This window comes from Candidatus Cyanaurora vandensis (assembly GCF_013285555.1).
GTDB lineage: Bacteria > Cyanobacteriota > Cyanobacteriia > Gloeobacterales > Anthocerotibacteraceae > Cyanaurora > Cyanaurora vandensis.
In genome coordinates this window covers 1-13939 of record NZ_JAAXLT010000182.1, presented here as the reverse complement: position 1 = coordinate 13939, position 13939 = coordinate 1, and the positions used below count along the sequence as shown (strand labels likewise).

At 53.9% G+C, this 13939-nt stretch carries 13 protein-coding genes and 1 pseudogene; 4 read left to right on the top strand and 10 right to left on the bottom strand.

Features of this window, described 5'->3' with window-relative positions; translation table 11 throughout:
• Positions 1-173 precede the first annotated feature (173 nt).
• Positions 174-1298 (bottom strand): cyclopropane-fatty-acyl-phospholipid synthase family protein, encoded by a 1125-nt coding sequence (locus tag HFM78_RS12790; RefSeq protein WP_287129836.1) that lies wholly within the window; start codon positions 1296-1298, stop codon positions 174-176.
• A 101-nt stretch (positions 1299-1399) separates the two neighbouring features.
• On the opposite strand from HFM78_RS12790, the gene HFM78_RS12785 reads away from it, so the two are divergent.
• On the top strand, positions 1400-2527 hold the full coding sequence (locus tag HFM78_RS12785; RefSeq protein ID WP_396032981.1) for a fatty acid desaturase family protein: 1128 nt from the start codon (positions 1400-1402) through the stop codon (positions 2525-2527).
• Here the strand turns inward: HFM78_RS12785 and HFM78_RS12780 are convergent.
• The 6 genes from HFM78_RS12780 to HFM78_RS12755 all read right to left on the bottom strand — a co-directional run bounded on the left by HFM78_RS12780 (position 2492) and on the right by HFM78_RS12755 (position 7846).
• A complete protein-coding gene (locus HFM78_RS12780) occupies positions 2492-3058 on the bottom strand; it encodes a pentapeptide repeat-containing protein (RefSeq protein ID WP_287129834.1) in 567 nt (188 codons plus the stop codon). The two genes, HFM78_RS12785 and HFM78_RS12780, sit on opposite strands and share 36 nt — an antisense overlap.
• Positions 3051-4388, bottom strand: coding sequence for an HD domain-containing phosphohydrolase (locus HFM78_RS12775; RefSeq protein WP_287129833.1), 1338 nt, complete (start codon positions 4386-4388; stop codon positions 3051-3053). The genes HFM78_RS12780 and HFM78_RS12775 overlap by 8 nt, the downstream gene beginning before the upstream one ends.
• 50 nt (positions 4389-4438) lie before the next feature.
• Positions 4439-5179 (bottom strand): DUF2993 domain-containing protein, encoded by a 741-nt coding sequence (locus HFM78_RS12770; protein ID WP_287129832.1) that lies wholly within the window; start codon positions 5177-5179, stop codon positions 4439-4441.
• 67 nt (positions 5180-5246) lie between these two features.
• Entirely contained in the window at positions 5247-6008 is a 762-nt protein-coding gene (locus tag HFM78_RS12765) for an ABC transporter ATP-binding protein (protein ID WP_287129831.1), read from the bottom strand.
• A 36-nt stretch (positions 6009-6044) separates the two neighbouring features.
• The gene (locus HFM78_RS12760) at positions 6045-6293 is read right to left on the bottom strand and encodes a hypothetical protein (protein ID WP_287129830.1); all 249 of its coding nucleotides are present in this window, start codon (positions 6291-6293) and stop codon (positions 6045-6047) included.
• A 95-nt stretch (positions 6294-6388) separates the two neighbouring features.
• Positions 6389-7846 (bottom strand): choice-of-anchor tandem repeat GloVer-containing protein, encoded by a 1458-nt coding sequence (locus HFM78_RS12755; protein WP_287129829.1) that lies wholly within the window; start codon positions 7844-7846, stop codon positions 6389-6391.
• Positions 7847-8301: 455 nt separating this feature from the next.
• Here HFM78_RS12755 and HFM78_RS12750 point away from each other — a divergent pair, with 455 nt between their 5' ends.
• From HFM78_RS12750 to HFM78_RS12740, 3 genes are all read left to right on the top strand, one after another.
• Positions 8302-8550: a hypothetical protein gene (locus HFM78_RS12750; RefSeq protein WP_287129828.1), complete on the top strand. Its 249-nt coding sequence runs from the start codon at positions 8302-8304 to the stop codon at positions 8548-8550.
• A 115-nt stretch (positions 8551-8665) separates the two neighbouring features.
• Positions 8666-9022 carry a c-type cytochrome gene (locus HFM78_RS12745; protein ID WP_287129827.1) on the top strand — a complete coding sequence of 119 codons (357 nt, stop codon included), beginning with the start codon at positions 8666-8668 and terminating at the stop codon, positions 9020-9022.
• Between the two features lie 70 nt (positions 9023-9092).
• Entirely contained in the window at positions 9093-10742 is a 1650-nt protein-coding gene (locus HFM78_RS12740) for a polysaccharide deacetylase family protein (RefSeq protein WP_287129826.1), read from the top strand.
• A 24-nt stretch (positions 10743-10766) separates the two neighbouring features.
• Here HFM78_RS12740 and HFM78_RS12735 read toward each other — a convergent pair whose 3' ends face one another.
• The 3 genes and pseudogenes from HFM78_RS12735 to HFM78_RS16395 all read right to left on the bottom strand — a co-directional run.
• Positions 10767-12503 (bottom strand): Ig-like domain-containing protein, encoded by a 1737-nt coding sequence (locus HFM78_RS12735; protein WP_287129825.1) that lies wholly within the window; start codon positions 12501-12503, stop codon positions 10767-10769.
• The gene (locus tag HFM78_RS12730) at positions 12460-13479 is read right to left on the bottom strand and encodes a hypothetical protein (protein WP_287129824.1); all 1020 of its coding nucleotides are present in this window, start codon (positions 13477-13479) and stop codon (positions 12460-12462) included. The genes HFM78_RS12735 and HFM78_RS12730 overlap by 44 nt, the downstream gene beginning before the upstream one ends.
• Before the next feature lie 180 nt (positions 13480-13659).
• Positions 13660-13875 (bottom strand): annotated as a pseudogene (locus HFM78_RS16395) (zinc ribbon domain-containing protein); the annotation flags it as partial.
• Positions 13876-13939: the final 64 nt, after the last annotated feature.

Here is a 13939-nt window from a genome sequence, read left to right as displayed (position 1 = left end):
TAATCCTTGTCCGGGATGTCAGACAAGAAGTGTTTGACAAGTTCTGGAAATGAACGTATCATGGCCTCAACTTTAATTACACCTCACCAGTCTAGGGCATTCATCTCCCTAGGCTGGTTTTTTATGAGCCATTCTTAACTTTCAACACTTGTGGTTTGCTATATAAAGAGATTTTAGTTGTCATGAACTAATAAAAATTGACCATTTCCATTAATTTGACCATCACAACTAGCAAAATTAGCAACAAACCAAATTAAGTAAAATCGCCAGACGCGCCGGAACTTAGCGGCATCTAGCCCATAGTCCAGATTTTCCAGAGAGTCGAAGCTCTCATCAAAGTTTTTTAGCCAATTGTCAAAGGTTTTAGAATAATTTCTCCCGTTGAGATACCATCGCTTGACTGTTTTTAAGTCTTTGTTGTGATTGGGAATAGCGTCAAAATTCCAGTAACGACCGTGGGGGAAAATATACTTGTGGGTATAAACGCTAGAAATATTGTTGGGTGTACGAACCGTAATAATATGAACAAAGAACTTGCCAGCTGGCATCAAGAAGCCAGCGAGTTTCTTAAAAGCATTCGTTAAATTTCCCACATGACAAAAAACACCCACTGAGATGATCTTGTCGAATTTTTTCTCAAATTGAGCATTATTCAGATCGCCCTCTACTAAAGTAAAGCGGCCTGAACTGAGATAGCTGAGTGGATCACCCATTTTTTGACGCATATATTCACACTGCTCATGGCTCAGATTTAGCCCTGTAAATGTGACGTTAGGAAACTTCGACATTATGTAATTCGGCACACAACCCCAGCCACAGCCAAAGTCAAGAATATCATCTCCGTCCTGAATCTCAAGTTTTTCAATCAGGTCATCAATCATCTGGATTTGGGATTGCTCAAGGTTAGCTGCCCCTTTCTCCCACAACCCCATGCTGTACTTAGGATAGATAAGCTTCCCGTCACCTAGCATCCGATTTAGCATCCCCTGCGGGAGATTGTACTGAGTTTTCATCAAATCCTGCGGCCCCTCAGCGACAGCCTCAGTTTCCTGTAAAACCCATTCATAGGGAGCAAGGAGCGCGGGGAAGTGCTGAAATAAAACGGGCATACAGGTGTCAAAAAGTAATTGTAAAACTGAGTCGGGGACCTCTAATCCACTGATATATGTTTCAGCAATAGTCATTTGCATGGCATTGATAGCTTCAGTAGCCTCACGAGTTGCTTTATAGGCCGAGGGGGTCTTGACATGGATATCACCAATGATGGGCAGATAACGCTGGAGGTCTCGCCAGAGCATTATTTAGTCTCCAGTAGTCCGGGAATGTTTGTTAGGATAACATGGAACTACCAAACCTGGGCAGTCCTCAGCCGCCCTTCCAAGTGAGGTCACAAAAATTTATGAATTCCGTTGACCGCCAAATTCAGATTACGCAAGCAGAATACGTGAAAAAACTACGTCCTTTGCTTCCCGATGAGGCATTTTTGCCAAGTTTTAACAAAGTCTGGATTTTATTAATTAACGTAGTGATTCTAATCTTGGGTTGGGGTACAGCTAGCTACCTAGATCAGTGGAGTTGGTACTTACTATGGCTCTACTTGCCTTTGACCTTAGTGATGGCCAACAGTGTGATTGTTCTATTGTTTAGCACACACAATTTACTACACAGTAGCGCAATTAGAAATTCATACCTGAGACAGATTATTAGCCTGTTGGGTTTAGCCCTATTGTGGATGCCACCAACCCTGTGGAAGGTTGTTCACAATCGAGAGCATCATACCAAGACGAACTCCCGATACGACCCAGATAGAAGTTATCTGTATGAACAGCCTAAAACTTGGGGGAAATGGCTACAAAATCTTTTCGTACCCTCCACAGAAGTACACCCGCTCTTTTTGAGTATTGGCCTTGGTCATGCCTGGGGAGTTCATACCCTCCGCAACCTAAGCTCAGTCCTGTTCTTTAACAACGGTTTAACTAGGTATTCCCCGGCTGCATTTAAAGTAAGCGCTAAAGAACGTGGCTCAATCGCCCTTGAGTTACTTATAATTATAGGGATTCACTTGAGCATTCTCAGCTATCTTCAGTTTGATCCAGTCAAGCTTATCTTGAGTTACTTTCTACCAATCTGGATTGGCTACGGTGGTATATTGTTTTACGTCTACACCAATCATATGCTTTGTCCCATGACCGCTCTTAATGATCCACTGGTTAATAGTCTATCCCTGCGGGTTCCTAAGTTATTTAACCTCCTGCATTTTAATTTTTCGTATCACACAGAACATCATATCTTTCCTGGTATGAACTCAGATTACTATCCGCTTGTTCAAGAACTCTTGAAAACCTTATACCCCGACCGATTCAACCTACTAGATGCCCGAGCTGCTTGGCTCCTGCTGTTGCGGACCCCCCGGCATTATCAGGATGAGCAGACTTTCACGAATTGGTCAGGGAAAAACTCGCTCGCCTGCCCTCTTTTGCACGGTGACGGACTAATCCAGGATGGTGCCCCGCAGGACCGCTGCTGAGAGGTCAGCCCCCGCAAAATCCGCTGCATCCAAGTCTGCACAGAGTAAGTTGGCTCCATGGAGTCGCGTGCCATGCAACAGTGCCCCATTGAGAAGCGCACCCTCCATCAGACAGCCCTCTAGGTTCGCCCCGCCCAAATGTGCCCCCCGGAGATCTACACCTTCCAGGTTCGCCCCGCCTAGGTCCGCCCCCCTGAGGTCCACCAGCCGTAAGTCCAGCCCCGCCAAGTCCAGCCCCGCCAGATTCGCCCCATTTAAAAAGGCTCCCGCCAGACTTGCCCCGCGCAACAAAGAGCCCGTCAAGTCCGCGCCACGTAAGTTGGCGTTGCGGAGGTCTGCCCCGCGCAGGTCCGCCGTACTCAGGTCTGCCCCGACGAGTTGGGCACGGAGGTTGGCCCCGCGCAGATTTGCGCCCACCAGCCGCGCTCCGCTCAAGTCACTCTGGGATAGGTCCGCCCCTTCTAAATCGGCTCCGCTCAATTCATGACCCCGCCAGAGCGAACCCACCAAATTTTTACCGCCCTCAACCACTGAGCCCCTCCCCTACCCAGGCACTCGGCACGCCTTGGGGCCGAGTTGGTAACTGTAACAAACCCATTTGTGAGAGTTTGACCACGTGGGTCAAGACCTCGACGAGATGCGGGTCCCAGCGTGTGCCACTCGATTTTTGGCAGTAGCTCAGAGCCTCCGCCAAGTCGTAGCCCGGTCGGGTGCCCCTCGGCTGGAGGAGCCTTTGGAAGGTTGCTACCAGACCCAGGACCCGTGCTTCCAGAGGAATATCTTCACCCTGGAGTCCGTCCGGGCGGCCCGTCCCGTCCCACCACTCTTTTTGGTGGGCAATGATGTGAGTGACGGCTCCGAGTTCGGGCATGGTCTGGAGCAGTTTGGCAGCAATCTGGGGATGGTTGTTCCAAAGAGCCGACTCGCTGTCATTACGTTCCCGCTCAGCCTTTAAAAAAACCTCGGGCGGCACTTGAGCCAACCCCAACCGGAACAGGACCCCCGCTAAGCGCAGCCGACGCAAGGACAAACTCGCTAAATCTAATAGTTGACCCAGGGTCTCTGCCAAGGCCGCCACCTGCCAAGAAGCACTGGGGTTGTAGGGGTCTTGGTCATCCACCCGTTGGGCCATCCGCAAAAACGCCTGGAGTTTATTCGCCGTCAAGTTCTTGTGGAGTTTGTTTTCCTGGGACTCTAGTTGCTCATAGGCTTGTCGCTGGCGGTTAAGGGTGACGAGTTCGAGTTGGCTGGTCTGGAGGTAGTTCACAATCCGCGAGACGACAACATTCATATCGGTGTGGGGACCGGCGGGGGACTGGATGATGTCCGCCAAGGTCTGACCCAACTGCTCAGCGAGTGGAGTGTTGTAGCGGGCAATCCGTTCGAGGTGAACCGCGAGGGCCTCAGCAACTAGATGGCGGTCAAAGGTCCACAATCCGTAGAACTTGCGCTCACTATCCTCACGGGGTAAGCCCCCGACGCCATAATCGCTCTCACTTAGTTCTTGACAAAGGACCATGGCCTGATAATCACGGGCATAGATGACGAGATTCCATTCCTGAGTTACCGGATCGTCACTAGCAAGGGGGACCAGATGAACGTTGGTGGCCTGTTCCTGCGGGAAGCCACTCTCCTCGGCAAACAAAATTACCACTTCGCGGGCAGAGTGAGCAATATCGCGGTACCGTTTGGCCTCTTGGAGGTACCACTTGCCCTTCTGGAAACTCGCCAACACGAGGGGTTGGTTCTGAGTTTCGAGGATGTGGTCTTCCATGGCGTGACACAGGGCGACCAGGGTGTTTTTGTAATAGACCCCGTAGCTCTGGGGCAATTGCCCGACTCGTGCTTTTAGGTTGTGCAAAATGGAATCAGGAGACGTGAAATCGACCGCCCTGCGGGTTTATTCCCATGTTACTTGCTCCCCGGGAATTGTCGGATCTGGGCTGAACCATGGAAGACTAGTTGACCCCGGCGGATATCACAACGGAAAATCCGTAGGGTCACGCCATCGAGCTTGAATTTATCCAGGTCCAGCAGTAGATTGATATGGGCGATGACAGCCTCGGCAATGCGCTGGGATTCAGGATCACCTTCATACTCCGGTTCACTAAAGAGAATCCGCCGTCCGCCCTCAAGGTGGATACGCGCCTGGAGGCTGACCGGCTGGGGGACTGTTTTACCCACCGCAATCAAGCTCTGTAACCGCAACAACCCCCCGTCCAACAGTTGCACCTTGGTGTCTTGGAAGGTCAAGGGCTGGTCATCCAAGGTGAGGACATGGAGTTTTTCGCGGATAAACGGGGTGTTGAAGGCCCGCGAGAGGTCCTGTTCCGTCAAGACTACTTGGATCGTGCTGCTGGTCGGTTGACGGAGTTTGATCGCTCCCCCAAAAACCGCCCCGATATCGAGACTGATGGCCTGTACCTTGAGCTCCATCTGCTGGATACGCAGACCGTTACGCATCAAGAGACCCTGGCCCTTGAGGTCAAACCCGTCGAGACTACCCATCAAAATCTTTGCCACCGGGAAGGCCCGGACTTGGGCGGTGAGCGTATCCGTTTGCTGGAACATGGCGCGGATTGCTGTTGTTGCCACCGCCCCGACCAACTGGTCGCCCCCCTGATTCGCCGTCGGAGAGAAGCTACCAAACATCGCTAACTCCATGGCTGTGCCCTTGGCTCATATCGTCAGTCTATTACGGATTTGTTACAAATGGGGGCTAGGCGGTCCCGAGATAGGCTTTGATCACCTCGGGGTCCTGGCGCACTGCCACAGGCGTACCATCGGCAATCTTCTGACCGAAGTTCATTACTACCACTCGGTCGGAGATATTCATCACCAGTTTCATGTCGTGTTCAATTAAAACCACGGTGAAGCCGCGCTCTCGAATCCGGGTGATCAGCCCGACGAGTCCCTGTTTCTCCTGGGGGTTCATCCCGGCAGCGGGCTCATCCAGGAGGACTACGCGGGGGTCAGTGGCCAGGGCACGAGCAATCTCCAACCGCCGTTGGTCGCCATAACATAGACTCCCCGCTCGTCCGTAGGCCCGGTCGCCAATCCCGACAAACTGCAATTCCTGTAAGGAGCGTTCTTGAATTAGCTGTTCTTCCTGGCAGGTGGCCTTGGTCCGCAATACCGAACCCCAGAACCCGCCCTTAGTCCGCACATGACGACCAATCATCGCGTTTTCGAGGACACTCATGTTGGCGAAGACCCGGATATTTTGGAAGGTCCGAGCTAAGCCTGAGGCCGCGATCTGGTGGGGTTTGAGGTTGGTCAGGGTGGTCTGAGCCAGCCGGACCTGCCCCGCAGTGGGGGTGTAGATCCCGGTCAGCATATTGAAGAGGGTGGTTTTCCCCGCGCCGTTAGGACCAATCACACTCAAAATCTCGCCCTCATCCAGATTGAAAGAAACCTCTTTAACCGCCGTCAACCCGCCAAACTGCTTGGTCAAACCCGCGACCGTCAAAAGTTGCGCCATTTGTAATTGCGTGGTGTGGTGTTTTCAGGGTAACAGCTACCGCGCTCCGAGCCAATTGACGAAAACCTCCCCCGGACTCTCGCGTTCAATCCCCCAGCCGAACTTACCCAGGGCGAGCGGAGTGTCATTAGTAGCCCGCCAGAGGGGCTCATGATCAGCGTCGTCATCGTCGTCATTCCCGTTGAGGTAGACCTCAATCAGTTTGCCGGTACGGACCACAACGAACTGATAGGAACGCCTGGGGTTCGCCTGGAACCCAGCACTTGCCAGGACTTCATCGTGCAACTCGCCGCCAGTGATCCGGTAGCCAGACTCAGGCAGAATACGGGGTAATCATATCCCGCCCTGGAAGATGCCAACTCCATGAAATTCCAGTGGTATTAAGGGCGGGGCGGGAGCAGATAAAATTTACGGGCACTCGTGGTCTTACCGTTGGGGGTCGTGACGCGGATGCGGCCTCCTTTTAGACCGGGCGGGACTTGGGCGGTAAGCGCAGTGTCGGATTGGACCGTAAACGAGGCGGTAATCCCGTGGAAGGTTACTTTCGTCGCCCCAGTGAAATGCTCGCCAACCACCGTCACCGTCTCGCCCACCCTTCCCATAGCAGGCGTGAACTGGGTAATAGCAGGGACGAAGGAATTTGACCCTAGGTCTAGCTGGAAAACGACCCCACAGCCTTGAAAACAAGCACTAGGCACGGGTCCGCCAAAGGAAGTCGTACCGTAGAGATGCCCGTCCGCCCCTTGCATCAATTGACTATAGGGATAGGCCCCGTCCCGGCCCACAAAGCGATGTAGCACGGTCTGTTCACCCCCGGTCGTTAGCCGAAAAACCGTACCACAGCCCCCCAAGCAGAGGTTCTTGTCATAAAACCCGCCAAATGTCGTGGTTCCGTAGAGGTTCCCGTCTTGCCCCTGGGCAAGGGCAGCATGGGGATAGGCCCCGTCGTCTCCCCCAAAGGCATAGAGCGTCGTCAACGTGGCACTGGCTGGGTCCAGACGATAGACCGTACCGGAACTAGCCGCCCCGCCCCCCGCTGTCACCCCGTAGAGGAAGCCATCCTCACCTAAGAGCAGCCCCTCCGGTCCGGCCCCATCCCCGCCGCTAAACCGATAGAGGGTCGTCAAAGTCCCCACTGGCGACAAGCGAAAAACCGTCCCACAGCCGTAATCACAAACCTGGGGTACTTCTATACCACCACTGGCGGTAGTGCCATAGAAGTAGCCGTCCACTTCCACTAAACGCGAACCGGGATAGGTCCCGTCTTCGCCAGTAAAGGAATGTAAGGTCGTCAAGAGGCCCCGCGCGTCAACCCGGAAAGCCGTCCCCGCCGTACCCTGACCATAGGTCGTCGTGCCATAAAAATTACCGTCTTGGGCTTCCAATAGACCCGCACTCGGCGTAAAGCCCGCCTCAGCATCAAAGGAATGGAGCGTCGTCAAAACTCCCTGGGGCGTGAGGTCGAAGACCGTCCCGTAATAGTTAAAAGCCCCGCCAGTTGGTGTCGTGCCATAAAAATTACCATCCGTCGCAAGAGCCAGACTAGAGCCAGGATTGGACCCGTCGCGACCTTGGAAGGAATGGAGCGTAACTAAATTTCCAACAAGAGAGGTTTTGAAGATAGTACCCGCATCGTAATCTCCCCCCGCCGTGGTTGTACCCCAGAGCCAACCATCCTCAGCTTGCACCAACCCAGCGTGGGAATTAGACCCGTCATTGTGCCTAAAACTGTGAATTACCGTATACACAGGAGCGATAGATTCAGCTCTAACGGTAGTTACCAAAATACTGCTCAGGAGCCAAGCCTTGACCAACCACTGCCAACGTTGTTGCACCATCACCCAGGGTCCGCTGTGACCCCAACAGCATAAACGAATGTTCTAATACTGACATACGCCTTTTACTGGAGATTACAGAGCAGTCTACTAAGTTTTTTTGCTGAGCTCACCTAGAGAGCTATCTTAAATAAAACAACCAGCCAAAGCGTACAATCAGGTGCCCTATCCTAGAAGTTTCGATAATTGAACTAATACACGCTACTTTGACAGAATCGGCTGGCACATTCGCGCTACACCGACAAAGGCAGCCTGCAAGAGCATGACCAGCGCGAAAACGTCCGGGCGGCTGGCTCCATGGATACGACGCTGGGCGATTGGACAAATTTTCTGGCTGGGGTGGCCCGTGGGGAGGGTTTGAGCCGCTCCGCCAAAACTGAGATGATCAAACGGCAGGTGCTAATTGATAGTCCCCAACAATTTCCGACTCTGTTACCCGACCGGACTGACCGCTGGCAATGGGTTGGGGCATCTTTAAGACGCCCTGCGGGGATAGCTATTTTAAGGAAGGCCATGATGATGGAACCGCTAACTATATGCTCTGTATTCAGCGCAAACGCCGTTGTATTTTGCTGATGTCCAATAGTGTGCGGGCTGAGGGTATCTTCGTCGCGCTCGTGGATAATCTGCTAGGTCCGGTCAATCTACCCTGGCAATGGGAAGGATATGCTCCCTGGCCTAAAGCCAAGGTGCTGTTGCAGAAATAGAAGTTTCATGGCCCCGAGCAGCCTAGTTGTAACGGGTACGCAACGAACGGCGGGAGTATGTCACGATGTGTGTACTGGGTGAACAAAAATTTTCATGACCCCTTGGAGTCCGTGGGTGAAACTTTCTAAAACAGCCCTGCTCGCGCTTACTACTCTACTCCTCGTCGGGGGCGCAGCGATGGTGATTGCGATGACCATGGGCCTTCCCCGCCAAGACCCCTATGTCCAAGCAGTCCTCACCCTCCGGGGCGACTCCAAACGCGGTAAAGTCATTTTTGAAAATAACTGCTCGGCCTGCCACGGACAACTTGGTAAGGGCGAAGTAGGACCCAACCTCGAAGGGGTAGCCAGCCGCCGTACGGATGAGGTTCTCATCCACCAAGTCGTGAGCGGGAAAACCCCCCCCATGCCGCGCTTTGAACTATCGGACCAACAGATGGCGGACCTGTTGGGGCACATGAAAAAACTTTAACTATCGCAAGCAGTCTGGGTTGGAACGCAAACAGGTCCATGCTAAAGTTCCCAAGGAAACCTATAGAGCCATGACGCAAAAGAAAAACGGTCTGCTCACACCTGCTGGTTTTTTACTTTTTGCGGCGGTCGCTTTTGGCGGCGGATTTAGTCTGTGTTACTGGTTACTCCAAGCCAGTAGCCAAACCGTAGACGTCGCCCCAACCCCCATGGAAGCTCCCACTGACCCTGAGCCTGCCGTGACCCTCACCCTCCGGCCCCAGGCGCGGACCAGCCGCATTCCGGTCATCATGTACCACGACATCACCCCGGACAAAAAAGTCTTCTTCGATGTCACCCCCAAGAAATTCCGTGCCCATCTTGAAAGTATCCGGGCTAATGGTTCGACCCCAATTACTCTAGACCAGTTGGAAGCCTACCTCACTCAGGGTGAACCCCTGCCGCCCAAGCCGATTCTGTTAACTTTTGATGACGGGTATGAAGGTCATTTCACCGAGGTCTATCCGTTACTCAAAGAGTTTAATTATCCGGCAGTTTTTTATGTCCATACCGCTTTTGTCGGGTCCACGGCGGGACGCCCTCACATGACTTGGGCACAACTCCAACAGCTTGCCAGCGAGGATCTAGTGACGATTGCCTCTCATACCGTCAACCACCCAGCAGATATGAACAGCTTGGACCCAGAACAGTTACGGCGGGAGTTGGCGGACGCGAAACAAATCCTGGAGGAGAAACTCGGGAAACCCGTGGTCCATCTGGCTTACCCGGCGGGCATCCGCAACGAGACGGTGGTGGCGATGGCCCAGGAGTTGGGCTATCACACCGCGACCACGATGGACGAGGGCTATGTGGGCACCTCGGCGGGGTTATTAGAACTAAACCGTTTTGGGCAATCCCAGTTGGCGGAGGCTCTGGCGGGTAGTTCTGGGGAGGCGGACCCCGACTTGGCGATTTCAGCATTGACAGCGGACTTCACTAAACCCCTCAGCTACGTCCAGGTGACCGTCAATAAGGTCCAACTTTCCATGGCTCTTGGTGGCAGACCCTATACCGTCCACGGCGACCGCCGCTACAACCTCAAGGATTACGTGCTGGAGGTTCCGACCGGCGCGGCGGCAGTGACGGGGGGCTTTTTCCCCTTGCGCGGACGGGACACGAGTAAGATGATTGGCCCGGTGCTGGCCCAAAATGAAGAACAACTCCTCGCCCCGCCCCTGGCTGAGACCGGGGGGCTGAGCGGACGGCCCCTAGTCATGATTGGGGCTGAAAAGATTGTGATCGCGCCTTTTAACCGGGGCTACTTGATGCAGGAAACGGGGATTCGTTCGCTGTTGCCTGACGTGCGGGATGTCTTCTTGGGCGGCACTTGGCTAGTCCGCAACGGCCTACCCCAGGGCCGCGAGCAGATGCTCAAAGTGAACTTGGCGAGTTATTTGGAAGTACGCCACCGCTCGTTTATCGGGGTTTACGGGGATGGGCGGTTTGTTGCGGGCATCACCCATAACCGCAACAGTGCCCCTAAACTTGCTGAAGCTCTGGCGGCAGCCGGGATACAGGAGGCGGTGCTAATGGATTCTGGGGCGAGCACGGATTTGGTGTATCGGGGACAATCCTTGGTCTCCTACGAACCCCGCCCAGTTCCCCACGCCATTGTGGTCCAAGCCGAAATTAACCCCGCTGCTCCCCCGCCCCGACTACCCCTCGCTCAGGGTCGTCCTTAAGTTTTGAGCCGCATTTGAAGATTTCTAAGGCATGGGCGTGAGTAGCGTAATCTGTCCCTCTCCAGTCTCATCAAAGAGTTCGGCGACATAGAGGTTGCCGTTGCGGCGGTCCTCAACTAGGTCTAGGGGGTTGATGAGGCCCGCTACCGCCTGAGTGACTTGATTGACGGTGCCATCAGCGTTGAGCGAGACGGCGATAATGTCATCCCCCGCGCTATACTCCGCAATCAGCAGTTGCTGGCGCAGACTACCGCCGAAGGTCGTACTGCGGTATTCAATCACCCCGTTGGGCGAGCGATTACGTCCGAAATTGTGGGCGGGGCAGGTCCAGTCTAGGTCAGGGGCAATGCCCACGGGGTAGCCGTTGCGGTTGCCCTCAGCTACGACTTCACCACAGTCCGCATCAGCGGTGGGGTTACCGCCATTCAGCACGTACCGACCCTGGAGTGGGTTGGGATGCCCGTAATACTTGCCCGGTCGGACATCAAAGAGCCAATCGTCTTGGGTACGAACATTGTTGACGGCTGGCACTGTACCCATCGGGTCGGCTGGGGTGTTGCCTCCGGCGGCACTGCCATTGGTGGGGATGTAGAGATGGCCGTTGCTATGCCAGAGCAGGTCGTAGGCGTTGCGGACCCCGGCGGCGTAGACCTTGAGGACGGCATTGGGGAGGCTGGGGTCATAGGTGCCGGGGTCCGCAAAATAGGTCTCCGTCTGGACATCGAACCCCGTGACGGGCGGGGTCTGCCGGGGGTCAATCTGGAGGACAGCGGCGGAGAACAGACGTTCCGGGCGGAAATTCCAGGAGCTATCAGGCGCACCCATCGCGCTGTTACTCCCCTGAGTCAGGTACAGCAAACCATCGGGGCCGAAGGCCAGACTGTTACTGAGGTGGTCCTTGGCCGAGCGGGGTAAACCGTGTAGGTAAGGCTGGAGGGTGCCGACAAAGCCCGTCCCGCTCAAGGTCAGCCGGTCTACTTGCCCGGTGAAGTCAGCCGCATAAACTTCATTTTCAAACGGGATTGGATCGTTATGAGAAATCCAGATTACTTGCGGGTTGCCGGGGTCAAAGGTCAGCCCGATGATGGCCCGTCCCGCCAAGCCCGTGTAGGTCTCTAACTGCGTCAACCCACCGGTGGCGTTAATTCGCCAGCGACGGAGGTTGCCATCCAGGGAGGCGGCGTAGAGTTTTCCGTCGGGACCGATGAGCAGCGTGGAGATGGTGGCCCCGTTGTAGACTACAGCTTTAGAAAAAGTGACACCGGGGGTGGGCAGCAGGCTGGTCGTGGTCCCGGTGGTGAAGATCAGGGTGTAGGGAATGAAAGGAACCCCACTACTATCGGTGACAGCCTCGGTAATGACAAAGGTGTACTTGGTGCTAGCGGTCAGTTGGACGGCGGGTTGGTAGACGATGATATCCCCTGCCGCGCTGGTGTTGACGGTGCCGGGGACCATGGTCCCACTGAGGGTCTGGTAAAGTTGGACGGTACTGGGGTTGAGGGTATTACTCGCCACGCCGGTGCCTGGGTTGGGGAGGGCAACCTCGGCGGCGATGGCGGTATCGAGAGGGACTAGGGTCGCCCCGGCAGTGGGCGTTGTGGCGGTGACACTAGGACGATTTTGGACCGTGAAGGGAGCTTGGATAATTTGCGTCGGCCCACTGAGGGGAATAACTTGGGCGGTGAGGGTGTGGGGACCATCGCTGAGAGTACGCGAGTCATACGGGGATGGCAGTGCTCGTCGTGCCGCCGTTGAGGTCAAAAGGGGCAATGTTTTCGGTATGAAAGGGTACACCGGTTTGCGCTGGATCATCCAGGAAAAAGTCTACCCGTGTTGCTACCTTGTCGGGGCTAGTAAAGGCATAAAGTTCACCGTTGAGGGTCTGCCCTGCCAAGGGGACGGGGTTGGTCCGATTTGCCGAAGCACTCCTCAACAGGCTATAGGTCGGTGTGTAGAGGACACTAAAACTGTCATAAACCACGGGCACATCAAGTGCATTATTAGTCGAAGCCTGGATACCCGCCCGGATCGTCGTGGTTCCAAAGAAGCTAGCAGTCTTGGTGGGGATAAATTCTTGGCTTAGAAAGGTCGGGACCGCGCTACTGCTATTGACACGGTAGGCAGCCCGGATGCGCCCGGTGGTTGGGTCTACGGCAAGATAAAGATCGAGGGTAGTAATACTAGACCAGTTGAGGCCCGTAACCTGAGCAGCATTGCCGCCACCAACGGTACTCACAACGCCATTTTGCTCTTCGGTAAACTTCAACCCCAGACCGTTTGGGCCACTACTTTGATTGATGATAACGAATTTTACGTAGTTGTTTTGACCAGAGCCTAGGGAAATTCCGCCCTGTTGATAGGCTTGCTGGAGGTTAGTAAGTGGACCCTTGAGACGAGCAGTAATGGTGAAAGGGTACTGACTTGAATCTACGGCTACTTGGAGGCCATTTTTAAGATTATTGGTTGAGTTATTTCCCTTAGTTGCCGTGAGGATAAGCGTCCCAGTACTGGGGCTGAGGTCAAGGAGGGCAGGGTTGTAAGCGTTACCCGCACTATTGGTTTGGACTGAGGTAAAACCCGTACCCTGACCATCTTTATCTGCTATTGTACCCGCTGTGACCGTTGAGAAAGTGAGGTTGACGTCGCTGGGAATCGTTTGAGCAAAAACAGATAAGTTGCAAATAAGGAACAAACCGACCCAGGTTACTAAAGTAGGTAAATATTTTAAGTAGTTCATGATAAATCACCTTGAGAGCTTGGTATTTGTCCTTGGTATCAAGCATAGAGAAAACTGACAAACGGCTCAATCAAGGAAAACCCCTAAATTGAGAGTATTTTCTCAGAAGAACATTGTAAGTAAATTACCCTAAACGAGACCTGGATTACGTAAACAACTCCTGCCTGAAGGCAGAAGCTTTCAATAGCCCTGCAACTGGCAAGCCAGCCACGAACCTTCAGGCAGGTTTACAAGCTGCCCTAGCGGTCCGGGACCGGACCGCTGTCGAGAAATATTAATCGCACCATTCAAATCGGCGTCCCCATGCCAACCACAATGACCACACTTGAAAAACTTGCCAGACCGATAGGACTCCCCTTTAACAGGGTGGATATGGTTGCACCGATGGCACATCTGGCGGCTCTTCCATATAAGTGGTGAACAGCTAAATTTAATTCGAGAAAGCTGCTAACAGCCTATG

Bases quoted from the DNA above. Each gene is read 5' to 3' on its own strand.
- HFM78_RS12790 (WP_287129836.1), bottom strand. From the start codon at position 1,298: ATGCTCTGGCGAGACCTCCAGCGTTATCTGCCCATCATTGGTGATATC.
- HFM78_RS12785 (WP_396032981.1), top strand. From the start codon at position 1,400: ATGAATTCCGTTGACCGCCAAATTCAGATTACGCAAGCAGAATACGTG.
- HFM78_RS12770 (WP_287129832.1), bottom strand. From the start codon at position 5,179: ATGTTTGGTAGCTTCTCTCCGACGGCGAATCAGGGGGGCGACCAGTTG.
- HFM78_RS12765 (WP_287129831.1), bottom strand. From the start codon at position 6,008: ATGGCGCAACTTTTGACGGTCGCGGGTTTGACCAAGCAGTTTGGCGGG.
- HFM78_RS12755 (WP_287129829.1), bottom strand. From the start codon at position 7,846: ATGGTGCAACAACGTTGGCAGTGGTTGGTCAAGGCTTGGCTCCTGAGC.
- HFM78_RS12750 (WP_287129828.1), top strand. From the start codon at position 8,302: ATGGGTTGGGGCATCTTTAAGACGCCCTGCGGGGATAGCTATTTTAAG.
- HFM78_RS12740 (WP_287129826.1), top strand. From the start codon at position 9,093: ATGACGCAAAAGAAAAACGGTCTGCTCACACCTGCTGGTTTTTTACTT.
- HFM78_RS12730 (WP_287129824.1), bottom strand. From the start codon at position 13,479: ATGAACTACTTAAAATATTTACCTACTTTAGTAACCTGGGTCGGTTTG.